The organism is Actinomadura citrea, from assembly GCF_013409045.1.
GTDB lineage: Bacteria > Actinomycetota > Actinomycetes > Streptosporangiales > Streptosporangiaceae > Spirillospora > Spirillospora citrea.
The window spans coordinates 1,363,233-1,387,843 of record NZ_JACCBT010000001.1; the positions used below are offsets into that span (position 1 = coordinate 1,363,233).

Consider the following 24,611-nt stretch of genomic DNA (forward strand, 5'->3'; position numbering starts at 1 on the left):
CGGCGGCAGGGGGACGACGCATGACGGCGACGGCGGCGGCGCGGGACGAGCGGGCCATGCCGAAGGGCAGGGACCTCTACGTCGTCCTCGGCGCCCTCATGCTCGCCATGCTGCTGGCGGCGCTGGACCAGACGATCGTGTCCACCGCCCTGCCGACGATCGTCAGCGACCTCGGCGGGCTCAACCACCTGTCGTGGGTCGTCACGGCGTACCTGCTCGCCTCCACGGCGTCCACGCCGCTGTGGGGCAAGCTCGGCGACCAGTACGGCCGCAAGCGGCTGTTCCAGGCGTCGATCGTCATCTTCCTGATCGGGTCGGCGCTGTGCGGCCTGTCGCAGAACATGCTGGAACTGATCGTGTTCCGCGCCCTGCAGGGCCTCGGCGGCGGCGGCCTGATGGTGCTCGCCGTGGCCATCGTCGGGGACGTGGTGCCGCCCCGCGAGCGCGGCCGCTACCAGGGCCTGTTCGGCGCGGTCTTCGGCGTGGCCAGCGTGTGCGGCCCGCTGCTCGGCGGCTGGTTCGTCGACAACCTGACGTGGCGCTGGGTGTTCTACATCAACCTGCCCATCGGGGTGGTGGCGCTGGCGGTGATCGCCGCCGTCCTGCACGCGACGGGCGACCGGGAGCGCCACCGCATCGACTACCTCGGCACGCTGCTGATCGTCGGCTGGGCCGTCGGGCTGGTGCTGATGACGACCTGGGGCGGGACGCGCTACGCCTGGGCGTCCGCGCCGATCATCGGCCTGGCCGTCGGCTCGGTGGCGCTGATCGCGGTGTGGGTGCTGGTCGAGCGGCGCGCCGCCGAGCCGATCATGCCCCCCTCGCTGCTGCGCCACCCGGTCTTCGCGCTCGGCGGCGCGATCAGCTTCGCGGTCGGCTTCGCGATGTTCGGCGCGCTGACCTTCCTGCCGATCTTCCTGCAGGTGGTGCACGGGGTCTCGCCCACGCTGTCGGGCGTCTACCTGCTGCCGATGATGCTCGGCCTGCTGATCAGCTCGATCGGCTCCGGACAGCTGATCACCCGGTTCGGCCGCTACAAGATCTACCCGATGGTCGGCACGCCGATCATCGCGCTGGCGCTCTATCTGTGCTCGTCGCTGGACGAGAACTCCACCACCCTGAGCATGAGCCTGCGGTTCGCGCTGCTCGGCTTCGGGCTCGGCCTGGTCATGCAGGTGCTCGTCATCGCCGTCCAGAACGCGGTGTCGTACGAGGACCTCGGCTCCGCGACGTCCGGCGTCACCTTCTTCCGCCAGATCGGCGGGTCGTTCGGCGTCGCGGTGTTCGGCTCGATCTTCAGCAACCAGCTCGCCGACCATGTGGCGGACCTGGCGCGGGTCCTGCCGGCGGGGTTCGACCCGGCGGCCGTCCAGGGGAATCCGGGGCTGCTCGACCGGTACCCGGCCGCCGTCAAGGACGCCGTCCTGCACGCCTACGCGGAGTCGATCGACTCGGTGTTCTTCTGGGCGGTGCCGGTGGCGGCGGTCGCGTTCGTGCTGACCTGGTTCCTGCGCGAGGTCCCGCTGCGGGCGACCTCGCAGACGACCGACTACGGGGAGGGCCTCGGCGCGGCGCCCAACGCCCGGTCGTCCAGGCACGAGATGGAGCGCGCCCTGAGCGAGCTGATGCGCAGGGACGCCAGGGCCTTCGAGCTGTACGACCGGCTCGCCGCGTCCTCGGGCGTGTCCCTGCCGGCCGGCAGCGTGTGGGCGCTGTGCCGGATCGCCAAGGACGGGACGGTCACCGGCCAGGACCTCGCCGACCGCGCGGGCGTCCGGGTCGAGCAGGGGCGCCCGTACGTCGACCGGCTCGTCGACGCCGGCTACGTCCTGCGGCGCGAGGGGGCGCTCAGCGTCACGCCGTCCGGGCGGGGCGCCGCCGAGCGCCTGTTCGAGGCCCGCCGCGCGGGGCTCTCCCGGCATCTGGACGGCTGGGCCCCCGAGGAACATCCTGAGCTGGCGGACATCCTGTCGCGGCTGGCGGAGGCGTCCCTCGGCGACGAGGCGGACGGCGAGGTCCTCGGGCCCGGAACGCGTCCCGCGGCGCGGGGGGCGTAGGGTCCCCGAGACCCACCTCACAGCGCGTCGCGCCGGGAGGATGTAATCTCATACTGACTAACCGAATCACACTCGGTTTCGGGACGGAACCCCAGATTTTTGGAGGCGTAGTGGCCGAGGCGTACATCGTCGGCGCGGTCCGTACCCCCGTCGGTACCAAGAAGGGCGCCCTCAAGGACGTGCACCCCGCCGACCTCGGGGCGCACGTGCTCAAGGAGCTCGTCAACCGCACCGGGGTCGACCCCTCCGGGGTCGAAGACGTGATCATGGGCTGCGTCATGCAGGTCGGCCCGCAGTCGCTGGACATCGCGCGCACCGCGTGGCTGTCGGCCGGGCTGCCGGAGAGCGTGCCCGGCGTGACCATCGACCGGCAGTGCGGGTCGTCCCAGCAGGCGATCCACTTCGCCGCCCAGGGCGTGCTGTCGGGCACCCAGGACCTCGTCGTCGCCTCCGGCGTCGAGCAGATGGCGGTCGTCCCGATGGGCTCCTCCGTCGCCATGGCCCTGGAGAAGGGCATGCCCTTCCCGTACGGCGAGGGCTGGGCCGAGCGCTACGGCATGCAGGAGGTCTCCCAGTTCCGCGGCGCCGAGCTGATGGCCGAGAAGTGGGGCTTCACCCGCGAGGATCTGGAGAAGTTCGCGCTGGAGAGCCACCAGCGCGCCGCCAAGGCCATCGAGGCCGGCTACTTCGACCGCGAGATCGCCCCGATCGCCGGGCTGTCCAAGGACGAGGGCGCCCGCGCCGACACCACGCTGGAGAAGATGGCGGGCCTGAAGACCCTGCGCGAGGGCGGCCGGATCACCGCCGCCGTCGCCTCGCAGATCTCCGTCGGCGCCTCCGCGGTACTGGTCGCCTCCGAGGAGGCCGTCAAGCGGTACAACCTCACCCCGCGCGCCCGCATCCACACCCTCGCGGTGTGCGGCTCCGACCCGGTCTACATGCTGACCGGCCCGATCCCCGCCACCGAGAAGGCCCTGGACCGCGCCGGGCTCAAGATCGACGACATCGACGTCTTCGAGGTCAACGAGGCGTTCGCCCCGGTCCCGATGGCGTGGGCGCACGACACCGGCGCCTCGCTGGACAAGACCAACCCCAACGGCGGCGCGATCGCCCTCGGGCACCCGCTCGGCGCGACCGGCGGCGTCCTGATGACCAAGCTGCTGCACGAGCTGGAGCGCACCGGCGGCCGCTACGGCCTGCAGACGATGTGCGAGGGCGGCGGCCAGGCCAACGCCACCATCATCGAGCGCATCTGAGTCCGTCGAGGAACCGCCCCCTGGAGCCCGCTCCAGGGGGCGGTACCGTTCGGAGGTGGGCGGCGACATGTACGAGACCATCCTGTATTCGGCGGACGACCGGATCGCGCGGATCACGCTGAACCGTCCCGACGCCCGCAACGCGCTCAGCGACCAGATGATCGGCGAGCTGCTCGACGCGTTCGAGCGGGCCGAGGCCGACACCGGGGTCCGGGTGATCGTCCTGACCGGGGCGGGGGACCGGGCGTTCTGCGCGGGCGCCGACCTCGGCGGCCTCGGCCGGGCGCAGGCGGACGGCCGGTCGGTCGCCGACGCCGCCGCCATCCGGGACAGCGCCCCCTTCCGGCTCTTCACGGCCTTCCCCCGGCTCGGCAAGCCGATCATCGCGCGGCTGGCCGGGCATGCCGTCGCGGGCGGCCTCGGCCTCGCCGCCGCCTGCGACCTGGTGATCGCGGCGGACGACGTCAAGCTCGCCACCCCCGAGGTCAACGTCGGCCTCTGGCCCATGATGATCATGGCGATCATCAACCGGAACGTCGCTCCGAAGCACGCCTTCAAGCTCTACTACACCGGCGGCCGCATCACCGCCGCAGAGGGCCGCGACATCGGCCTGGTCACCGAGGTCGTCCCGCGCGCCGCCCTGGACGCCCGCGTGGACGAGCTGGCCCGCGTGATCGCGTCCAAGAGCCCCGTCGGCCTGCGCCGCGGCCGCGACGCGTTCTTCGCCATCGAGGGCCGTCCCCTGGAGGACCAGGTCGCCCACCTCCTGTCCGAGCTGGTCGACCTGACCGCCACGGAGGACGCCAAGGAGGGCATCACGGCCTTCCTGGAGAACCGCCCCCCGGACTTCCAGGGCCGCTGAGCCGCCTGGTCCGCGGGTGCGAGCTCGGCCAGGGCGGGGCTGTAGGCGGTGGCATGCGGCGTGACCGTGATCGCCGGGTCGGCCCGGAGATCGCTTTTGCGGCATTTCGGGTGTGAGACTGCGCGGTGTGGAGATCGAGGAGGCCGTCCGGCGGATGGGGCTCGCGGACACCTACCGGGACCGGCACTGGGGCAGGGCCGTCAAGGTGACCGACAACGCCGTCCAGAAGGCGGAACCGGAGTGGCTCGAAGGGCTGCTGGCCGCGTTGCTGGAGGTCGGGGAGCCGACCTACCCGATGCGGTACGGCTTTGAGCTCGCGTTGAGGCGGCTGGCGAGCGCGCCGGGGGACGCGGGGCGGACCGCGCGCGTCCGCGCCCTCGCGGCAGGGGGACGGACGTGGAGCGGCGACCTTCGGTACGACCTGCCGGAGGTCGCGGAATGGCTGGCCTGCGCCCAACCCCCCGAGCATCTCCTCGCGGTGTTCGACGACGCCGAGGCGTCGGACGAACTCGCGGCCTGCCTGCTGCAGGAGACGGCCCTGCGCCACGACGCGACGTCCGCCGCCGGGTTCGCCGGGAGGCTGCGGGCCGCCGGGCATCCGCTGGCGGAGCTGCCGCTTCGTCCGGTCGGGGCCGAGCGGCATCTCGGGCTGCCCCGGTATCCCGGCCCGGCGGAGCCCTGGCGTCCGCCGGGTGAGGGGACGCCGGCCGCGCCGGGCCCCTCCGGTCTCGACATCGGGGTGGCTGCCGTCGACTGGCCCGGCGCGAGGCAGGCGCTGAGCGCCTACCGCAACTGGCCGTCGGGTGCCGATGCCGTGGAGGCCGGGCTGTTCCGGCTGGACCGCGCCGTCGCCCCCGCCGACTTCGGCGCCTCGCTGCTCCGGCTCCTGCCGGGCGCCAGCACCGGTGCCTCTGTGGCCGGAGTGCGGCGGGTCACCACGGCAGACGTCCTGCGGACGCTCTTCGGCGGGGCCGCCTCCGGCGGTGCCTACGGGCCCCGCATGCACGGCGCCTATGCGCGCAAGGCGTCATGGGAGTCCTTGGCGGCGCTGGCGGACGCCGGGCAGACCGGCCTGGCGGCGATCGAGCAGGCCGCCGACCGGTGCACATGGCTCTTCTACGGCTCGGACTGGCATCTCCAGGTCGTCCCGCCGCTGGACGTGGGCGTCGCCGTCCTGCGGCCGGACCGCCGGACGGTGGCCGTGCTAGCCGTCACCGACTCCGACTGACCCGCGAGCGGCGAGGAAACCATCGATCTCGGCCTGCTGAGCGGCGTCGAAGGCGGCCCTGGGGAGGAACGCGGCGGGCTGCTTGTTCACGAACAGCAGCCAGAACTCCGGGGTGGAGATGACGTTGGAGAACATGGTCCAGCGCATCGTCGTGGTGGACTCGTCCGTCCGGCAGTCGTAGCCGTCGTCGGTCACCCGGACCGTCGTGGGGACGCAGAGGAACGAGAGCTGCTGTCGCGCGCGCTTGCGAAGCCACCAGTTCCCCGCCAGGGGACCAAGCACCGACGCCACCAGCATGCCGATGCCCATCGCCGGGTTGTCCGTGACGAACATGACGGACGCGCCCACGATCAGGACGGCGACGAGAACCGCGTACACGGCGGTGAGCTGCCGCCTGAGCCCCTGGGAGAACGCCCGGACCACCTCGTCCGTGGTGGGTTCGTACTGGACCGTGATGTCCACATCGCCGCCTTTGCCTAACGTGTGGATCATCCTTCCTCTGGCCCGCTCATCACCGCAACCGCACGTCGGGGGGAGGTGGCACCCCAGGATGTGCCTGGCCGGGGTCGTGCCGGCGTCGCGGACATCGCCCGGCCGCCGGCCGGTCCAGACGAGATCGCCTCAGGTAAGTGCAACCGTAGGGTTGCGCCTCTGGGAACGCATGTGCAACCCTGAGGTTGCAACGATGAACCGAACTGGGGAGCAGTCAGATGAGTGAGAACCGGATTGAACGCGAAACCCTGATCGCGGCATCCTTGGAGCGGGTCTGGTCGCTGGTGGCCGACCCCGGGTTCTGGGTGGCCGACGTGCCGGGCCCGCCCGGCGGGGCCGCGGAGGGCGAGTCGATGGTGGTGAAGAACGCCGAGCACGGCGACTTCCCCGTGCGCGTGGAGAAGGTCGAGCCGCCTACGTACGTCGCCTACCGCTGGGTCAGCGCCTTCCCGGGGGAGGAGTTGCGCGACGACAACAGCACCCTCGTGGAGTTCACGCTGACCCCCGAGGGCGGCAAGACGCGGCTGCGCGTCGTCGAGAGCGGGTTCGCTGCGCTGACCGGATCCGAGGACCTGCGCCGCAAGGCCGTGGAGGACAACACCGGCGGCTGGCCCCAGGTGCTGGACGCCTTCAAGACCCGCGTCGAATCCGCGTGACCGAGATCCCCGACGACGGCGTCGCGCCGGTCGACAGCGTCCTCGCCGCGCTGGCCGATCCGACGCGGCGCCGCCTGCTCGACCTGCTCGCCGAACACGGCGAGGCCACCGCCACGACCCTCGCCGGGCCCCTTCCGGTCTCGCGGCAGGCGGTGGTCAAGCACCTCAACGTCCTGGAGGCGGCCGAGCTGGTCTCCAGCGGCCGGGTCGGACGCGAGGTGCGGTACGCGGTGCGGCCCGCGGCCCTGAACGCGACGGCGCGGTGGATGGCCTCCCTCGCGGCCGACTGGGACCGCCGCCTGGCGAACATCAAGCGCATCGCCGAAGAAGCGGAGCGCGACGCCCGCTAGCCGTCCCCCCATGCCATCGGCCGCTCACGGCCATCTCACGCCGGACGACGCTCTGATCGTCCGGCGATCCCGGATCCCTTGCGGAAAGGGCGCTTCGTCATGCCCACGGAAACGACCAAGCCCACGGAAACGACCTCGCCCCCGCGTATCGGCGGCAGGCAGCGGCTCATCCTGCTCGTCCTCCTCGGCGCCGGTTTCACGCTGTCCGTCGACTTCTCCATCCTGAACGTCGCCCTCCCGATGGCCGGTGAGGGCGTCGGGCTGGGCGTCGACGCCCTGCCCTGGATCACCGCCGCGTACGCGCTGCCGGCCGCCGGCTTCACGCTGGTGTTCGGCCGGATGGCGGACCTGTTCGGCCGTCGCAGGCTGTTCCTCGCCGGGATGGCGCTGCTGACCGGGGCCTCGCTGCTCGGCGGCTTCGCGTCCGGCCCCGAGACGCTCCTGACCGCACGGGCCCTCCAGGGCTTCGCGACGGCGATGGCGACCCCCGCGGCGCTGTCCTTGATCACCAGTACGTTCGCGGAGGGCCCGCTGCGCGAGCGCGTCCTCGGCCTCAACGGCGCCCTGCTCTCCGCGGGCTTCACCGTCGGCGCCCTGGTCGGCGGTGCCCTGGTCAGTCTGCTGAGCTGGCGGGCGGCGTTCTTCATCAACGTCCCGGTCGCCGTGGCCGTGCTGCTGGCCACCCCCACCCTGATCGGTGAGAGCAGCCGTCCCGCCCGGCTCCGGCTGGACCTGCCCGGCGCGGTGACCGTGACCGGCGGCCTGCTGGCCGCGATCTACGCGGTCATCGAGCGGAACGTCCCCGCGGCCGTCGCCGGCGTGCTGCTGCTGGCCGCCTTCTGGGTGATCGAACTGCGCTCCCCCGCGCCGCTCGCCCCGGTGCGCATCCTCGGCCGGCCCACGGTGAAGTGGGGCAACTACGCGGGCCTCGTGGTCTTCGCGATGGAGCCGGCCATGATCTTCCTGACGACGCTCTACCTGCAGAACGTCCTCGGCTTCTCCCCGCTGGCGACCGGGCTGGTCCTCGGTGTCCCCGGCCTGGCGTCCGTCGGCGCCGGAGTGATCGCCGGGCGGGTCATCGGGCGCTTCGGCGGCCGGGCCGTCCTGACCTGCGGCCTGGCCGTGCAGGGCCTGGCGACCCTGCCGCTGGTCTTCCTCGGCGCGGACCGCACGGCGCTCGCGATCCTGGTCCCCGCGCTGTTCATCGGCTTCTTCGGGCACGTGACGTCCATCGTGGCGTACACCGTGACCGGCACTTCCGGGCTGCCGAACGAGGAGCAGGGCCTGGCGACCGGGCTGACGCTGATGACCCAGCAGGTGGCCATCACCATCGGCATCCCGATCCTCGGCTCGGTCGCCGCCACGCAGAGCGTGGAACTGACCGGCATCCGCCTCGCGCTGGGTGTGGACGTGGCCGTGACGCTGGCCAGCGTGGTCCTCGTCTGGTTCGGCCTCCGCCCCCGTGACGGCTCCCGCCCGGCGGCGCCCGGCCCGGCGGCGCCCGGCCCGGCGGCGAAGGAGGCGGCCGCCTCCCCCTCGGCCCCGGTGTGACCGTCACCGCCTCCAGAGGGTCCGGCCGGTGAGGAGGTGGCCTTTACCCGCGCCGGGGAAGGGAGGGCGGTGTGGGGGACTGGTTCACTCGCGAGATCGCGGACGCCGGGCGGCTCCGGCTGTTCTGCTTCCTCGTGGCGTTCATCGCGGCCTTCCTGTTCATCCGGTTCAGCGTGCGGATGATCAGGCGGCAGGCGCGGTGGTGGCCCGGGAACGTGGCGCCCGGCGGGCGCCACATCCACCACGTCGTGTTCGGGCTCGTGTTCATGTGCGTCGGCGGCGTGGGCGGGCTGGCCCTCACCGACGACTCGTCCGGGTGGGCGGCGGCCGCCGCGGCCGTGTTCGGGGCGGGCACCGCGCTCGTCCTCGACGAGTTCGCCCTGGTCCTGCACCTCCAGGACGTCTACTGGAGCGAGCAGGGCCGGCTGTCGGTCGAGGTGGTCTTCATCACGATCGCGCTGTGCGGGCTGATGCTGGTGGGCCTGCGGCCGCTGGGCGTGGACGACGCCGCCGGGGACGGGCTGTGGGGCATCGCGGGCATCCTGCTCTTCAACCTGTGCGTCGCGCTGATCGCCCTCCTCAAGGGCAAGGTCTGGACGGGCGTCATCGGCCTGTTCATCGGGCTCGTCGCGATCATCGGGGCCGTCCGGCTGGCCCGGCCGGACTCGCCGTGGGCCCGGCGCCGCTACGCGGAGGGCTCCCGCAAGGAGCGGCGGGCGCGGAGTCGGGAGCGCCGGTACCGCCTCCCCGTCCAGCGCCTCGGGGACCGGCTGAGCGACCTGATCGCCGGACGCCCGTCCATCAAGTCGTAGTGGAGCGGAGTGCGGGGTCCGCGGACCCGCCTCCGTGACTCCGGGTTGCCGCGGTCCGGCGGACGTGGACGGTAACCGGTGCGGGATAGTCCCGCGAACCGAACAAACAAGACAGGAGAAAGTGCGATGAACCCTGGGCAACTCAGGTTCACCGAACCGGGCCCGTCGCCGGTGCCCCTTCTCGCCGACCGGTTCCGGGCGGCGCTGAGCGCCGCCTTCGGCCGGAAGTACGGGGGCGTCGACCCCCTCATCCGGCCGTCGCAGCACGCGGATCTGCAGGCCAACGTCGCGATGGCGCTGGCCAAGGACCTGGACCAGCGCGACCCCCGGGAGCAGAAGCGCGACCCCCGGGAAGTGGCGCAGGAGATCGTGGACCGGCTCTACGTCGAAGACGTCGTGTCGGAGGTCCGGATCAGCGGGCCCGGCTTCATCAACATGACGCTGAGCGACGAGTGGATCGTCGCCCAGCTCAAGCGGATCTCGGCCGACGAGCGCCTTGCGGTGCGCGCGGCCGCGCTGCCGCAGCGGGTCGTGGTGGAGTTCTCCTCACCCAACGTCGCGAAGGTGATGCACGTCGGTCACCTGCGGACGACGATCGTGGGCGACGCCATCGCCCGGATCCTGGAGTTCCTGGGCCACGACGTGATCCGGGACAACCACATCGGTGACTGGGGCACGCCGTTCGGCATGCTCATCGAGTACCTCCTCGACTTCGAGGGGGGCACAGGCGCCGGGCTCGACGCCTTCGTGAGCGACACGGGTGCCTTCTACAAGGCGGCCCACGCGAGGTTCGAGTCGGACGAGGAGTTCGCCGGACGGGCGCGGCGGCGACTGGTCGCCCTGCAGGCCGGCGACGAGGCGACGCTGCGGTACTGGCGGCGCCTCGTGGACGTCTCCATGCGCTCCTACAACGCTCTGTACGAGCGGCTGGGCGTCAAGCTCACCGACGACGACGTCAAGGGAGAGAGCTTCTACAACGAGATTCTCCCCCAGGTCGTCGACGAACTGGAGGCGAACCGCCTGGCGGTGCCCAGCGATGGTGCGCTGTGCGTCTTCCTGCCGGAGTTCAGGGGCAGGGACGGCGGGCCCAAGCCGGTCATCGTCCGCAAGAGCGATGGTGGGTACAACTACACCACCACTGATCTCGCCACGATCCTCTACCGGGTCGACGAGCTGCACGCCAACCGGATCATCTACGTGGTGGGTGACGAGCAGACAGAGCACTTCGAGCTGCTGTTCGCCATCGCGCAGAGGGCGAACTTCCTGTTCAGCGGGGCCGTCCTCGAACACGCCAAGATCGGTCTCGTGACCGACCCCAGGACCGGCAGCAAGCTGAAGAGCCGGTCCGGCGAGGCGGTCAAGCTGTCCGAGTTGCTGGACGGGGCGACCGAGCGGGCCACCGCGGCGTTGATCGAGAGCGGGCGCGGCGAGATGTTCGACGAGGCGACCCGCGCCGCGATCATCGACGCCGTGGCCGTGGGCGCGGTGAGGTTCGCCGATCTGCTGGTGGCGCGGGACAGCAAGTACCCGTTCGACCTGGATCGGATGATCGCGTTCACCGGCAAGTCGGCCGGCTTCGTGCAGTACGCCGGCGTCCGGATGAAGTCCGTCCTCCGCAAGGGCGGGCTGACGCCGGAGTCGGCCGTGGCACCGATCCTGATCGGAGCCAAGGAGGAGCGGGACCTGGCGCTGCACCTGCTGGACTTCGGTATCACACTGGAGCAGGCGGGCGCGGCGGCGGAACCGCACCAGCTGGCGGGCTATCTCTACGAGCTCGCCAGGTTCTTCACGGCCTTCTACGAGGCCTGCCCGGTGCTCAAGGACGGCATCGACGAGGAGACCAGGGCTTCCCGGATGGCCCTGTGCGCGGTCACGCTGCGCACGCTGGTCACCGGCCTGGACCTCCTCGGCGTCCCCGCACCCGACCGGATGTGAGGACCGCACCTTGATCACCTGATCGCGCCCGTCCGGCGCCCCGGCGCCGGACGGACGCGACATCGGGAGGGCCTGCCCGGCCTTCCCGAGCAACTGACGGGCCGCACTCCGCGCCCGGTCGCCTCACGGCGACCGGCGCGGGTGTGCGGCCCGTTGTCCTTTCCGGGCGCCGCCTCTTCGCCGGCGCGAACTTCTCCGGGGGCCCGGTCGTCTGATCATGAGGGTGGCCGTGGACGTCGGGGGACCACGGCCACCCTCGCACGTCATGCGAACCAAGCGCTCGCTTGACTAGGGGGCGGGGCGACCGGCACGGTGAAGTCCTCCCCCGAGAGGAGCGCCATGGCGCCGCTGGACGGACTCCGCGTCCTCGATCTGACGATGTGGCGGCCCGGGCCGTACGCGACGCAGCTGCTGGCCCAGCTCGGCGCCGACGTGATCAAGGTGGAGCCGCCCGGCGGGGAGCCGATGCGGATGTTCCGCGACCATTTCGACGCCCTCAACCGGCACAAGCGCGGCATCGCGCTCGATCTCAAGTCCGAGGAAGGGCTCGCGGCGCTCACGGAACTGGCCAGGGACGCCGAGGTCTTCGTCGAGGGGTTCAGGCCGGGTGTCGCCGAGCGGCTGGGCGTGGGCCACCAGACCCTCAGGGCGCTCAACCCGCGGCTCGTCTACTGCTCCATATCCGGGTACGGGGCGGAGGGCCCGCTCAGGGACGTGCCCGGACACGACATCAACTACCGCGCCCACGCGGCCGCGCTGCCGTCCGACGCCGTCTCGCCGGAGGCCGACGAGCTCCCCCTCGCGGACATGGCGGCCGCGACGATGGCCGCCTTCGCGATCACCGCCGCCTGCCTCAAGGCCCGCGAAACGGGTGTGGGCGACCGTATCGATCTCGGCATGGCGGACGTCCTGGCGCACTGGGTCGGCACCGTCCCGGTGGCGACGCGGCGGTCGGGCGTGGGGCCGGTGCCCGGCTACGGCGTCTACCCGACCAAGGACGGCCAGAAGATCACCCTCGGCGTCGTGTCCGAGGAGGGGCTCTGGGCGGCGACCTGCCACGCCCTGGGCATCGGCGAGCACGCCGCCGTCCCGTTCGCCGAGCGGCTCCAGCGGATCGGCGAACTGGACGGCGCGGTCGCCGCGGCGGTCGCGGCGCTCACCCGGGAGGAGGCGATCGAGCGCCTGGCGCGGGCGGGAGCCCCGGTGGCGCCCCTGCTGTCCCATGCCGAGATGCTCGAACTCGATCACTTCAGGTCGCGCGGGATCCAGGAGGAGGGCCCGGTCCGGACGGCCGTCCATCCGCCGCTTCCCGAGGGGGCGGTCCCGGAACTGGACGAGCACCGGGGCCAGACCTGGCGTCTCACGGAGTGAAATTCGGGGTGGAATGTCCGATCCGTTTGGCATGCTTGTCACGTGAACGCGCGTGCGATGAGTCCCGTCCTGATCGGCAGGTCGGCCGAGTTGCGGCAGTTGCGGGGCGCCCTCGCCGCCGCGCCGGGCGCCGTGCTGCTCGGCGGCGACGCCGGGCTCGGCAAGACCCGCCTGATCAGGGAGTTCAGCCGGGACGCCGACGCCAGGACGCTGGTGGGCGGCTGCCTGGAGCTCGGTTCCGACGGCCTTCCCTTCGCGCCGTTCACCACCGTCCTGCGCGGGCTCGTCCGCGACATCGGCATCGAGGGCGTCGCCGGGCTCGTCCCGCGCGGCGACACCGGCGCCCTCGCCCGGCTGCTGCCCGAGTTCGGGGAACCGGAGAGCGACGCCGCGTCCGGCGAGGAGCGCGCCCGGCTGTTCGAGGTCGTGCTGACGCTGCTGGAGCGGCTCGCCGAGCGCGGCCCGGTCGTGCTCGTCATCGAGGACGCCCACTGGGCGGACCGTTCCACCCGCGACCTGCTCGCCTTCCTGATCCGCAACCTCGGCTCGGCGCCGCTGCTGATCGTCATGACCTACCGGTCGGACGAGCTGCACCGCACCCATCCGCTGCGCCAGCTGCTCGCCGGCCTGGAGCGGCTCGAACGCGTCCGCCGCACGGAGATCGGCCGGCTGGCCCGCGCCGACGTCGCCGCGCTCGTCACCGAGCTGCTCGGCCAGATCCCGCCGCCCGGCCTCGTCGAGAGGATCGAGGCCCGCAGCGAGGGCAACCCCCTGTTCATCGAGGCGCTGCTCGACGACGACGGCACGCTGGCCTGCGAGCTGCCCGAGTCGCTGCGCGACCTGCTGCTGGCGGGGGTCCAGCGGCTTCCCGAGGAGACGCAGGACGTCCTGCGGGACGCCAGCGGCGGCAGTACCCGCATCGAGCACGCGCTGCTGGCGGCGGTGTCCCGGCTCGACGACGCCGCGCTGACCCGCGTCCTGCGGCCCGCGGTCGCCGCCAACGTCCTGGTCGTGGACGGCGACGGCTACGCGTTCCGGCACGCCCTGATCCGCGAGGCCGTCCACGACGACCTGCTGCCGGGCGAGTTCACGCGCCTCCACACCCGCTACGCCGAGGCTCTGGAGAAGGAGCCCGGGCTCGTCCCGGCCGGGCGGCTCTGGGTCGAGCTGAGCTACCACTGGATGCAGGCCCACGACAGCACATGGGCGCTGGTCGCGTCCTGGCGCGCGGCGAGGGAGGCCCGCAAGGCGGTCGCCTACGCCGAGTGCCTGGCGATGCTCGAACGGGTCCTCCAGCTGTGGGACAAGGTCCCGGACGCGTCGGAACGCATCGGCGCCGACCACGTCTCGGTCCTGGAGGACGCCGCGACCGCCGCCGACCTGGCCGGCGAGTTCGACCGCGGCATCAAGCTCGCGACCGCCGCGCTGAAGGAGGTCGAGGCCGCCGACGGCGAGCGCGACACCGCCCGCTGGGCGGCGCTGCTGGAACTGCGCGGCCGCATGCTCTACCACGTGGCGCGCCCCGGCTTCGTCGAGGACCTGCGCGCCGCGGTGGACGCGCTGCCGGCCGACCCGCCGACCATCCTGCGCGCCCGGGCCCTGTCCACGCTGGGCAACTACGTGCGCATCACGACCTCCATGGAGGATGCCCGCGAGGCGGCGCTGGAGTCCCTGTCCATCGCGCGCGCCCTCGGCGACCCCGTCGCGGAGACCGAAGCGCTGATCACGCTGTTCTGCGCCCACACCGACTACGAGGACGAGGACCGCCTCACCGAGGTCGGGGAGAGCGCCGAGCGCAGCGGCAACCACCGGGTGCTGCTCCGCTACTACGTGATCAGGTCGCACTTCCTGGAGGGCGCCGGACGGCACGAGGAGGCCGCCGCCGTCGCCGGGCACGGCGCGGAGCTGGCCCGCCAGTACGGCGTGGCCCGCACGCAGGGGACGTTCCTGTCCATCAACGAGGCCGAGCCGCTGGTCTCGCTCGGGCGGTGGGACGAGGCCCTGGCCGTGATGAACCACGCCATGGAGCAGGACCCCGCCATCACGACCCGCACCTCGCTGCTCGTCCTGTCCGGCTGGGTGGCGCTCGTGCGCGGGGACATCGCGACGGCCAAGGCGCGGCTGGCCAAGTCACGCGAGATCATGAAGCTCAAGCTGAAGTGGATGAAGACGCAGGACTACTTCAGCACCCTCTGGCTGGAGGCGAACATCGCCTTCGCCGAGGGACGCCCGGAGGCCGCGCTGGTGGCGCTGGACCCCGTCCTCGAACACACCGGCATGCCGGACGACGCCCGCTACGCGTGGCCCGCGCTCATCGTCGGCGCGGCGGCCTGCGGCGAGGTCGGCGGCGCCGCCGAGGACCGCCTGCGCCGCATGGAGGAGCGCGCCGCCGGGCTCGTGACGAGCGGCCCGCTCCAGTTCGCGCACTGCCTCACGTTCAGCGCCGAACTGGCGCGGGCGCGCGGCATCCTCGACCGGGCCGCCTGGGAGGAGGCCGCGGCCGCGTGGGAGGCGCTCGCCAACCCCTACTACCAGGCGCGGGCCCTGTCCCGCGCGGCGGAGGCCGCGCTCGCGGCCGGCGACCACGAGGCCGCCGCGGCGGCGCTGCACACCGCCGCCGCGCTCACCGACGGGCTGGGCGCCCGGCCGCTCGCGGAGAAGGTCGCCGACCTGCTGCGCCGTACCCGGATGCCGCGCCGCGGCGACGCCTCCGCGCCGCTCGGGCTGACGCCCCGCGAGTTCGAGGTGCTGCGCCTGGTCGCGGAGGGCCGCAGCAACCGCGAGATCGCCGAAGCGCTGTTCATCTCGGTGAAGACGGCCAGCGTCCACGTGTCGAACATCCTCGGGAAGCTGGAGGTGGCGAGCCGCGGCGAGGCCGCCGCGACCGCGCACCGGCTGGCCCTGTTCGCCACCCCGAAGGTCGGCGCCTGAGGCGCGCCCGGCGTGCGCCGCCCTGATTCACGGCGGGGAACCTCCCCTCCCGGATTCCCCACCGCGAACCGTCGGACCACACGGGAACATTTCGTGGCTGGCCTTTCGGGGACGCGGACCGCGGAAGCAGGCGGTGCTTCTCCGCCCGGAGAGGCGGACCAGGACCCGTCCGGCCACTGCACAGTCTTGCGGTCCCGGGCCCGGACGGCGATGCGGGACATACCGTTTCGGCGTCAAGAAAAAAGCGACGGGGACGGGTCGGCTTTCGTGACCCGTCCCCGTCCGCGCGAGGAACGCGGCGTCAGCGCGGGACGCGCGCGACGCAGAAGACCGTCTGGCCGAACGGCGGCTTGACGAAACGCTCGATGGTGCGGGTGAGCGGCACGACCGTCCGGTCGTAGATCTTGACGAGCTTGGGGTCGGGGTAGCCGGCGCCGCCGCGGCGGACCGCGAACCACCAGGCGATCCCGCCCAGGAAGTTGATCGGCTTGAGCACCTCGGGGACGAGCCCGGCCTCGCGAACCGACGCCTCCAGCGTGGCCGGGGTGTACCGGGTGACGTGCCCGACCTTGCGGTCGAAGTCGCCGTAGAGCTGCATGTAGCCGGGCACCCAGATGACGATGCGGCCGCCGGGCTCGGTGACGGCGGCGAGGTCGCGCAGCGCCTGGGCGTCGTCCTTGATGTGCTCCAGGACGTTCATCATCACGACGGTGTCGACCTTGCGCCGGATCGTGATGTCGGCGGGCAGGGCCAGGTCGATGACCTCGACGTCGTCGTTGCCGTCGTAGCGCTTGCGCAGCTCGCCGACGCAGTACGGGTCGTTGTCGCTGACGACGAGGTAGTCGAGGCGCCCGGCGAACTGCTCGGAGAAGTGCCCGAGGCCGGAGCCGACCTCCAGCATGGAGCGGCCGACGTGCGGGGCGACGGTCTGGTACTCGTACTCGCGGTAGTTGCGGGCTTCGTCCCCGCCCAGGTGGTTCTCCAGCGCGCCCTCCCCGGCGGCGGGCTGGACGACGTCCCCGTCAGGGGCGGGCCCGGCGGCAGGACCGGCCTGCTTCGGGCGGCTGCCGACGAGGTTGAGGAGGGTGCCTGCGATGGACTTCTTCTGACCAGGTGACTGCATTACTTCCCGCTCGCTGGGTGCGTTGGCGTTCGGCTTCTCGTTCGCCGGACCGTTCCCCCGCCCCCTCGGGACGGTTCGGTCACTGGCGCGAAGGTCGGGTCAGTCTACTCCCGCGCCGAAGCCGGACGTCCCGCGACGGCGGGACGCCCTCCCGCGACGCGGCCCGCCGGGCGTGTCGCCGGTCAGCCGATGGTCCGGTGCACGTCCTCCCGCTCGCTCGGGCCAGGCTCGGACGGCGCGATCCACGGTCCCGGGATGGACGGGTCCAGGACGCCCTCCTCCACCCAGGCGAAGTCCCCGGCGAGCACGGCCCGTGCCAGCTTCACGTCCATCGCGTCGGTGTTGCGCCACAGCCCGTCGAACAGCTCCTCGACGCGGACGCGCGCCTGCCGGCAGAACGCGTCGGCGAGCAGCAGGGCGGACTTCCCGGGTGCCGTGGCCGGTCCGATGCCGTTGGAGCCCATGCCGCCGAGCGGCCCCTGCGCGGACGCGTCGGCGTGGGCGCGGACGCAGACCGCGCTCATCGCGAACAGCTCGGCGCCGATGTCGACCATGCGGCCGAGGAACCCCTGCCGGTACTCAAGGCCGCCCTGCCAGCGCCCGGCCGCGTAGAAGGTCGACCGGGCCAGCTTGCGGGACGCCCGCTCGACGTACCGCAGGTGCCGGGCCAGCGTGCCGAACTCGGCGTAGGCGTTCGGGCGTTGCCCGGCACCGGTGACGAGCGTCGGCAGCCAGCGCGCGTAGAACCCGCCCGCCTTCGCCGCGGCCCGCGCCTTGCGCCCGGTGGAGGCGTCCGGGTCGATGATGTCCCCGGCCACCGACAGGTGCGCGTCCACGGCCTCGCGGGCGATCAGCAGGTGCATGATCTCGCTGGAGCCCTCGAAGATCCGGTTGATGCGCAGGTCGCGGAGCAGCTGCTCGGCGGGCACGCCGCGCTCGCCGCGCGCCGCGAGCGACTCGGCCGTCTCGTAGCCGCGGCCGCCGCGCAGCTGCACCAGCTCGTCGGCCACGCGGCACGCCATCTCCGACGACCACAGCTTGGCCAGGGCCGCCTCGATCCGGACGTCGTTCCGCTCGTCGTCGGCGAGCTGGCCGGACAGGTCGAGCATCGCCTCCATCGCGTACGCGGTCGCCGCGATGAACGCGATCTTGGTGGCGACGGCCTCGTGCTCGCCGACCGGCCGCCCCCACTGCACCCGCTGCTTCGACCACTCCCGCGCGACCCCGGCGGCCCACTTGCCGCCCGCGGCGCAGATCGCGGGCAGCGACAGCCGCCCGGTGTTGAGCGTGGTCAGCGCGATCTTCAGGCCCGCGCCCTCCGCGCCGATCAGGTTCGCCTTCGGGACGCGCACGTCGTAGAACCGCGTGACGCCGTTCTCGATGCCGCGCAGCCCCATGAACGCGTTGCGGTTCTCGACGGTGATGCCGGGCGAGGCCATGTCCACGATGAAGGCGGAGATGCCGCCGCGGTGCCCGTCGGACTTCGGGACGCGCGCCATCACCACGACGAGGTCGGCGACGACGCCGTTGGTCGTCCACAGCTTGACGCCGTTGAGGACGTAGCCGTCGCCGTCGGGGACGGCGGTCGCGCGAAGCCGCGCCGGGTCGGAGCCGACGTCGGGCTCGGTGAGCAGGAACGCGCTGACCTCCCGGGCGCAGCGCGGCAGCCAGGCGTCCTTCTGCTCCGGCGTCCCGAACATCTTGACCGGCTGCGGGACGCCGATCGACTGGTGCGCCGACAGCAGCGCGCCGAGCGCCGGGCTGACCGACCCCGCCACCATCAGCGCGCGGCCGTAGTAGAGCTGGCTGAGCCCGAGCCCCCCGTACTTCTCCGGGATCTTCATGCCGAGCGCGCCGAGGTCGCGCAGGCCCCGCACGACCTCGTCGGGGATGCGCGCCTCCCGCTCGATCCGCGCCGGGTCGATGTCGGCGGCGCAGAACGCGGAGAGCTTGGCGAGGAACTCCTCGCCCTTCGTCCGCTGCTCCTGCGACGGGCGCGGATGCGGATGGATCAGATCGAGGCGCAGGTCGCCGAGGAACAGCTGCTTGCCGAAGCTCGGCAGCCGCCATTCGGTCTCCCGGGCCTCCTCGGCCACCTTGCGGGCCGTCCGCTCGTCGACGTGCTCGTGGGTTCGCTGGCTCATGTGATCGAAGTTTCCACTGGTCGGAAGCGGAAACCCCGTCCAGGTCCCGGACGTGGGCGCCTTCCTCCGGGCCGCCCGGTCAGCGGGCCGGCAGGCCGTCCACCTCGGCCGCGAAGAGCTCCGCCGGGTCGAAGCCCATTCCGGCGAAATGGCCCGCGAGCTCCAGGGACAGGACGCCGTGGCAGCGGGTCCAGAAGGTCAGGGCCCGGTGCAGGGCCGCGGGCGGGGCCGGATGGTCGCCCGCCCAGTCGCGGTGGCCCTCCAGATGCGTACCGAACGGCGTGGCGGGTTCCTCCCGGGATGACGCCGCGCAGGCATCGAGCAGGATCGCCATGATCTCGTCGGAGACGGCGGTGGTGTCGTCCGGCGCCTGGTAGCCGGGCACGGGGGTGCCGTAGATGAGGAAGTACCGGTGCGGGTCCTCCAGGGCCCACCCGCGCACCGTCTGCGCGAGGCCCGCCAGGTCGGCGCCCGTCTCGGACGCGGAGCGGAGGGCGCCGGCGAGGCTCCGGTACGCGTCCCGGACGAGCTCGGTGATCAGCTCGTCGCGCCCGGCGTAGTAGCGGTAGAGCGCGGGCCCGCTCATGCCCATCCGCTTGGCGATCGCGTTGAGGGAGAGCGCGGACGCGCCCGCCGCGGCGATCTGCTCCCACGCGCGTTCCTTGATCTCCGCACGCACCTGCGCCCGGTAGCGCTCGCGCGGGCTCCCGGTGTCCGGCTCGCCCATGACGGGCCCCCTCTCCGCCGTCGAAGTTACACCACCAAGAATTAGTTAGAAGGTATCACTGAACCCGTTGACGTCACCTGGACCGCTGGTTATAACTTCTAACGAAAGCAGGAGCTTCTATCGAAAGGAACGCCATGAATCGCCTCTCGGTCCCGTCCGGTCGGCGCCTGCGTCCCGGCGGGCGGATGCGCGCGACGGCGGTCACGCTCTCGCTCGCCGCCGCCGGTGCGCTCGCGGGCACCGTCCCGGCCGCCCAGGCCGCGCCCGTCCACTCCGCTCCCGTCCATCACGGCGGCGGGCCGCAGTGCCGCGGGGAGGGCGTCGACCCCGCCGCGCTCATCCGCTACCGGAGCGACATCCTGATCAAGGCGCCGCTGAGCAGCGTCTTCACGCTCCAGGCGGACGTGGAGCGCTGGCCGGACTGGCAGGAGCCCGTCCTGTCCATGAAGCGCCTCGACCCGGGGCCTCTCCGCAAGGGGTCGCGGTTCCGGTGGACCACCCCGGCGCCCCCGACCCCGACGACGCCCGCCACGACGCTGACCATCACCTCCACCGTCCGGCAGCTGCGGCACGACGCCTGCATCCTCTGGAGCGGCCCCGCGATCGGCGACGGGGTCCGCATCGACGAGGGCGTGCACCTGTGGACCTTCACCAGGGTCAGGGGAGGCGTCCGCGTGCACACCGAGGAGACCTGGACCGGCGACCAGGTCGAAGCGGACGTGCCCCGGGCCACCGAGATCCTCGGCCAGGGGCTCGAAGCCTGGCTGGCCGATCTGAAGGCCGCCGCCGAGGCCCGCGCCGGCCGCCGAACCGTGCGCTGAACGTCCGTTTTGTGCCTGGGACGTAGTTCGGCGATGCTGGGGGAGTGTCAACGGAGACTCTGAACGGCGCCGCCGAGCTGCGTGCCTTCCTGCATGGCCTTCCCGGGGTGGATCGGGTGGGTGTGGAGGAGCGGGCGGCGCGGTTGGCCGGCCGGTCGGTCAAGGCGTCGGCGAAGGCCGAGGCCATCGACCTGGCGATCTCGATGGTGGACCTGACCACGCTGGAGGGTGCGGACACGGCCGGGAAGGTGCGGGCCCTGTGCGCCAAGGCCGCCCACCCCGACCCGTCGGACGCCTCGGTCCCCAAGGTCGCCGCCGTGTGCGTGTATCCGGACATGGTGGAGGTCGCGGTGCGTGCCCTGTCCGGGACGGGGGTCGGTGTGGCGAGTGTGGCGACGGCTTTTCCGTCTGGGCGGGCGCCGATGGAGGTCAAGCTGGCCGATACGCGGGCGGCGGTGGCGGCGGGCGCGTCCGAGATCGACATGGTGATCGACCGGGGCGCATTCCTGTCCGGCGACTACGCCAAGGTGCACGAGGAGATCACCGCGGTCAAGGACGCGTGCGGGCCCGCGCACCTGAAGGTGATCCTGGAGACCGGCGAGCTGGCCACCTACGACAACGTGCGGCGCGCCTCCTGGCTGGCGATGCGGGCCGGGGCCGACTTCATCAAGACCTCGACCGGCAAGGTGTCGCCCGCGGCGACGCTGCCGGTGACGCTGGTCATGCTGGAGGCCGTCCGCGACTACCGGGCCGCCGCGGGGCGGCAGGTCGGGGTCAAGCCCGCGGGCGGGATCCGCACCACCAAGGACGCGATCAAGTACCTGGTGCTGGTGAACGAGACCGCCGGCCCCGACTGGCTGACCCCCGACTGGTTCCGCCTCGGCGCGTCGTCGGTGCTGAACGACCTGCTGATGCAGCGCCGCAAGCTCGCCACCGGGGTGTACTCCGGTCCCGACTACTTCACCCTGGACTGAGGGGCATGACTGTGTTCGATTATGCGCCGGCGCCTGAGTCACGTTCCGTGGTGGACATCCGCGCCTCTTACGGGCTGTTCATCAACGGTGAGTTCACCGGCGGGCATGGTGAGCCGTTCAAGACGATCAACCCGGCGGATGAGGGTGTGCTGGCCGAGGTCGCCTGCGCGGACGAGTCGGATGTGGATCGGGCGGTGCGGGCAGCGCGGGCCGCCTATGACAAGGTGTGGGGCCCGATGCCCGGGGCCGAGCGGGCCAAGTACCTGTACCGGATCGCGCGGATCGTGCAGGAGCGGTCGCGGGAGCTGGCGGTGCTGGAGTCGATCGACAACGGCAAACCGATCCGCGAGTCGCGGGATGTGGACGTGCCGCTGGTGGCGGCGTGGTTCTTCTACTACGCCGGGTGGGCCGACAAGCTGCGCCACGCCGGGTTGGGGCCCGCCCCGAAGCCCGTCGGGGTGGCGGGGCAGGTCATCCCCTGGAACTTCCCGCTGCTCATGCTGGCCTGGAAGATCGCCCCCGCGCTGGCGTGCGGCAACACCGTGGTGCTCAAGCCCGCGGAGACGACGCCGCTGACGGCGCTGCTGTTCGCCGACATCTGCCGTCAGGCCGAACTGCCGCCCGGGGTGGTCAACATCGTCACCGGCGCCGGCGAGACCGGCGCAGCCCTGGTATCGCATCCCGGTGTCGACAAGGTCGCCTTCACCGGCTCCACCGACGTCGGCCGGCAGATCGCCCGCACCCTCGCCGGCACCCGCAAGAAACTGACGCTGGAGCTGGGCGGCAAGGCCGCCAACATCGTCTACCAAGACGCCGCCCTGGACCAGGCCGTCGAGGGCATCGTCAACGGGATCTTCTTCAACCAGGGCCACGTGTGCTGCGCCGGGTCGCGGCTGCTGGTCCAGGAGTCGGTCGCCGAAGAGGTCCTGGAGCGGCTCAAGGCGCGGATGGCGACACTGCGGGTCGGTGACCCCCTGGACAAGAACACCGACATCGGGGCGATCAACTCCGCCGCGCAGCTGGCGCGGATCCGGGAGCTGACCGACGCCGGCCAGGCCGAGGGCGCCGAGCGGTGGTCGCCGCCCTGCGAGCTGCCCTCCCAGGGGTTCTGGTTCGCGCCCACGCTGTTCACCGGGGTGGCGCAGTCGCACCGGATCGCCCGCGAGGAGATCTTCGGGCCGGTGCTGTCGGTGCTGACGTTCCGCACCCCCGAGGAGGCGGTGACCAAGGCCAACAACACCCCGTACGGGCTGTCGGCGGGTATCTGGACCGAGAAGGGGTCCCAGATCCTGTGGACGGCGCAGCGGCTGCGGGCCGGGGTGGTGTGGGCCAACACCTTCAACAAGTTCGACCCGGCCTCACCGTTCGGCGGCTACAAGGAATCAGGGTTCGGCCGCGAGGGCGGACGCCACGGACTGGAGGCCTACCTCAATGCCTGACCGTCTCTCCGTGCGCAAGACCTACAAGCTCTACATCGGGGGCGCGTTCCCCCGGTCCGAATCCGGCAGGTCCTACCCCGTGACCGACTCCAAGGGACGCTTCCTGGCCAACGCCTCCCACGCGTCCCGCAAGGACGCCCGCGACGCCGTGGTCGCCGCCCGCAAGGCCTTCCCCGGCTGGTCCGGACGCACCGCCTACAACCGCGCCCAGATCCTGTACCGCATCGCCGAGATGCTGGAAGGACGCCGCGACCAGTTCATCGACGAACTGCGCCAGGCCGGCGCGTCCAAGGGCGCCGCCGGGACCGAGGTGGACGCCGCCGTCGACCGCTGGGTCTGGTACGCGGGCTGGGCCGACAAACTCGCCGCCGTCACCGGGGCCGCCAACCCCGTCTCCGGACCGTTCTTCAACTTCTCCACCCCCGAACCCACCGGCGTCGTCGCCGTCGTCGCACCCGACTCGCCGCTGCTCGGCCTGGTCTCGGTCCTGGCCCCCGTCATCGTCTCCGGCAACACCACCGTGGTCATCGCATCCGAACCCGCACCACTGCCCTCCATCACCCTCGCCGAAGTCCTGGCGACCTCCGACCTGCCAGGCGGTGTCGTCAACCTCCTCACCGGCCACCGCACCGAGATCGCACCCTGGCTGGCCGCCCACATGGACGTCAACGCCCTCGACCTCGCCGGCGCGCTCCCCGAGCACGTACGGGAGCTGGAGGACAAGGCGGCCGGGAACCTCAAGCGCGTTCTGCGCCCCACGGGCGACGACTGGGCCGGCGAACCGGGAACCGCACGCATGACCGCGTTCCTGGAGACGAAGACCGTCTGGCATCCGGTGGGCGTCTGAGCTGATATGACGCTGCGTGTGTAGAGGGTCACGAAGTGTGGAATAGATCTCCCCGTAACTGATCACAGTGGGGGGAGATCAGTGCCTACCAGAACCGCATCGCGTACGGCGAGCCGAGGGTCGGCCGCCCGTACGAAGAGCACATCAGCGACCAAGTCCACCGCCGCCAAGAAACCGGCGGCCAAACGGACCTCGGCGGCGAAGGCGCCGTCGCGGTCCACGACCAGCCGCACGACCAGCCGCACGACCGCGACCAGGAGCAGTACGGCGCGGAAGCCGGCGGCGTCCAGCCGCTCGGTGTCGTCGTCGACGGCCGCGACCCGCGTCACCAAGGCCGCGAGCCAGGCCAAGACCGCCGCGACGCAGATGAAGTCGGTGGCGACCAAGGCGTCCTCGTCGGCCAAGGCCATGACGGCGATGACCAAGGCGATGACCAGCGCGACCAAGGCCATGTCCGACGCCGCCAAGGCGATGGACGCGGCGGCGAAGGTCATCACCACCGCCAAGTCGACGGGGACCCGCGCCACGACGGCGAGGAAGACCACGGCGGCGAGCCGGAGCGGCACGAGCCGGACCACGGCCCGGAAGTCCACCACGGCGGCGTCGAGCCGCTCCAGGACGACGGCGTCGGGCCGGGCGGGTGCCGCGAAGACGTCCACGGCGCGCAAGTCCACGTCCAGGGCGGCCACGTCGCGGACGGCGAGCGCGGCGAAGACCTCGGGCACGTCCAGGGCGTCGGGAACGGCGAAGACGGCGGGCACGGCACGGAAGACGGCCGCGCCCAAGTCCAGGACCAGCGCCGCCCGCAAGACGACGTCGTCGCGGACGAGCGCGGGCACAAGGTCGGGCGGGGCGAAGGGGGCGGCCGGATCGGGGGCCGCCAAGTCCGCGTCGTCGGCCCGCAAGACGCCCGCGCGGCCCGCGCCGCCGCCGTCCGTGGTGGAGCCGAAGACCAACTCGCTCCAGCACTCGACCCGGACGGACGGCGGGTTCCTGAGCGGGCTCACCGATGCCGGCCGCGAGCGCTGAGCCACC

20 protein-coding genes are annotated in these 24,611 nt (G+C 72.3%); 15 read left to right on the plus strand and 5 right to left on the minus strand.

The features are described from left to right. The first annotated feature begins 20 nt into the window (after window positions 1-20). The 4 genes from BJ999_RS06685 to BJ999_RS06700 all read left to right on the plus strand — a co-directional run bounded on the left by BJ999_RS06685 (window position 21) and on the right by BJ999_RS06700 (window position 5,403). Window positions 21-2,057 carry an MFS transporter gene (locus tag BJ999_RS06685; RefSeq protein ID WP_179832474.1) on the plus strand — a complete coding sequence of 679 codons (2,037 nt, stop codon included), beginning with the start codon at window positions 21-23 and terminating at the stop codon, window positions 2,055-2,057. 110 nt (window positions 2,058-2,167) lie between these two features. Continuing rightward, entirely contained in the window at window positions 2,168-3,313 is a 1,146-nt protein-coding gene (locus tag BJ999_RS06690) for an acetyl-CoA C-acetyltransferase (RefSeq protein WP_089311147.1), read from the plus strand. 55 nt (window positions 3,314-3,368) lie between these two features. Continuing rightward, complete coding sequence (locus BJ999_RS06695) at window positions 3,369-4,175, plus strand: enoyl-CoA hydratase-related protein (protein ID WP_179832475.1); 807 nt, start codon at window positions 3,369-3,371, stop codon at window positions 4,173-4,175. Between the two features lie 127 nt (window positions 4,176-4,302). Then, on the plus strand, window positions 4,303-5,403 hold the full coding sequence (locus BJ999_RS06700; RefSeq protein ID WP_179832476.1) for a DUF6183 family protein: 1,101 nt from the start codon (window positions 4,303-4,305) through the stop codon (window positions 5,401-5,403). On the opposite strand, the gene BJ999_RS42840 is transcribed toward BJ999_RS06700, so the two are convergent. Further along, on the minus strand, window positions 5,380-5,865 hold the full coding sequence (locus BJ999_RS42840; RefSeq protein ID WP_179832477.1) for a YcxB family protein: 486 nt from the start codon (window positions 5,863-5,865) through the stop codon (window positions 5,380-5,382). The two genes, BJ999_RS06700 and BJ999_RS42840, sit on opposite strands and share 24 nt — an antisense overlap. A 248-nt stretch (window positions 5,866-6,113) precedes the next feature. Between BJ999_RS42840 and BJ999_RS06710 the strand changes: the two genes are divergently transcribed. The 7 genes from BJ999_RS06710 (at window position 6,114) to BJ999_RS42845 (ending at window position 15,501) form a co-directional block, all read left to right on the plus strand. Next, window positions 6,114-6,551, plus strand: a complete 438-nt coding sequence (locus BJ999_RS06710; RefSeq protein ID WP_179832478.1) for an SRPBCC domain-containing protein — start codon at window positions 6,114-6,116, stop codon at window positions 6,549-6,551. Next, window positions 6,548-6,901 carry an ArsR/SmtB family transcription factor gene (locus BJ999_RS06715; RefSeq protein WP_229810732.1) on the plus strand — a complete coding sequence of 118 codons (354 nt, stop codon included), beginning with the start codon at window positions 6,548-6,550 and terminating at the stop codon, window positions 6,899-6,901. The genes BJ999_RS06710 and BJ999_RS06715 overlap by 4 nt, the downstream gene beginning before the upstream one ends. 99 nt (window positions 6,902-7,000) lie before the next feature. Beyond that, complete coding sequence (locus BJ999_RS06720) at window positions 7,001-8,452, plus strand: MFS transporter (RefSeq protein ID WP_179832479.1); 1,452 nt, start codon at window positions 7,001-7,003, stop codon at window positions 8,450-8,452. A gap of 71 nt (window positions 8,453-8,523) precedes the next feature. After that, complete coding sequence (locus BJ999_RS06725; RefSeq protein ID WP_179832480.1) at window positions 8,524-9,264, plus strand: hypothetical protein; 741 nt, start codon at window positions 8,524-8,526, stop codon at window positions 9,262-9,264. A gap of 126 nt (window positions 9,265-9,390) precedes the next feature. After that, window positions 9,391-11,199 (plus strand): arginine--tRNA ligase, encoded by a 1,809-nt coding sequence (gene argS / locus BJ999_RS06730; RefSeq protein ID WP_179832481.1) that lies wholly within the window; start codon window positions 9,391-9,393, stop codon window positions 11,197-11,199. A gap of 339 nt (window positions 11,200-11,538) precedes the next feature. Next, window positions 11,539-12,570 (plus strand): CaiB/BaiF CoA transferase family protein, encoded by a 1,032-nt coding sequence (locus tag BJ999_RS06735; protein WP_179832482.1) that lies wholly within the window; start codon window positions 11,539-11,541, stop codon window positions 12,568-12,570. 42 nt (window positions 12,571-12,612) lie between these two features. After that, window positions 12,613-15,501, plus strand: a complete 2,889-nt coding sequence (locus BJ999_RS42845) for a helix-turn-helix transcriptional regulator (RefSeq protein ID WP_276530302.1) — start codon at window positions 12,613-12,615, stop codon at window positions 15,499-15,501. Between the two features lie 301 nt (window positions 15,502-15,802). Here the strand turns inward: BJ999_RS42845 and BJ999_RS06745 are convergent, their stop codons facing one another. The 3 genes from BJ999_RS06745 to BJ999_RS06755 all read right to left on the minus strand — a co-directional run bounded on the left by BJ999_RS06745 (window position 15,803) and on the right by BJ999_RS06755 (window position 19,495). Beyond that, entirely contained in the window at window positions 15,803-16,624 is an 822-nt protein-coding gene (locus tag BJ999_RS06745; protein WP_179832483.1) for a class I SAM-dependent methyltransferase, read from the minus strand. Window positions 16,625-16,806: 182 nt separating this feature from the next. Further along, window positions 16,807-18,768: an acyl-CoA dehydrogenase family protein gene (locus BJ999_RS06750; RefSeq protein ID WP_179832484.1), complete on the minus strand. Its 1,962-nt coding sequence runs from the start codon at window positions 18,766-18,768 to the stop codon at window positions 16,807-16,809. A gap of 79 nt (window positions 18,769-18,847) precedes the next feature. Further along, window positions 18,848-19,495: a TetR/AcrR family transcriptional regulator gene (locus BJ999_RS06755; RefSeq protein WP_179832485.1), complete on the minus strand. Its 648-nt coding sequence runs from the start codon at window positions 19,493-19,495 to the stop codon at window positions 18,848-18,850. Window positions 19,496-19,629: 134 nt separating this feature from the next. On the opposite strand from BJ999_RS06755, the gene BJ999_RS06760 reads away from it, so the two are divergent. The 4 genes from BJ999_RS06760 to BJ999_RS06775 are packed head-to-tail and all read left to right on the plus strand — an operon-like array spanning window position 19,630 to window position 23,576. Next, window positions 19,630-20,316 carry an SRPBCC family protein gene (locus BJ999_RS06760; RefSeq protein ID WP_218934971.1) on the plus strand — a complete coding sequence of 229 codons (687 nt, stop codon included), beginning with the start codon at window positions 19,630-19,632 and terminating at the stop codon, window positions 20,314-20,316. Window positions 20,317-20,360: 44 nt separating this feature from the next. Next, window positions 20,361-21,290: a deoxyribose-phosphate aldolase gene (deoC, locus tag BJ999_RS06765; RefSeq protein ID WP_179832486.1), complete on the plus strand. Its 930-nt coding sequence runs from the start codon at window positions 20,361-20,363 to the stop codon at window positions 21,288-21,290. A gap of 5 nt (window positions 21,291-21,295) precedes the next feature. Then, a complete protein-coding gene (locus BJ999_RS06770) occupies window positions 21,296-22,729 on the plus strand; it encodes an aldehyde dehydrogenase family protein (protein ID WP_218934972.1) in 1,434 nt (477 codons plus the stop codon). After that, window positions 22,722-23,576, plus strand: coding sequence for an aldehyde dehydrogenase family protein (locus BJ999_RS06775; protein ID WP_179832487.1), 855 nt, complete (start codon window positions 22,722-22,724; stop codon window positions 23,574-23,576). Before BJ999_RS06770 ends, BJ999_RS06775 begins: the two co-directional genes overlap by 8 nt. Window positions 23,577-23,638: 62 nt before the next feature. Here BJ999_RS06775 and BJ999_RS06780 read toward each other — a convergent pair whose 3' ends face one another. Further along, on the minus strand, window positions 23,639-24,610 hold the full coding sequence (locus BJ999_RS06780) for a hypothetical protein (protein WP_179832488.1): 972 nt from the start codon (window positions 24,608-24,610) through the stop codon (window positions 23,639-23,641). Between the last annotated feature and the right edge of the window lies 1 nt (window position 24,611).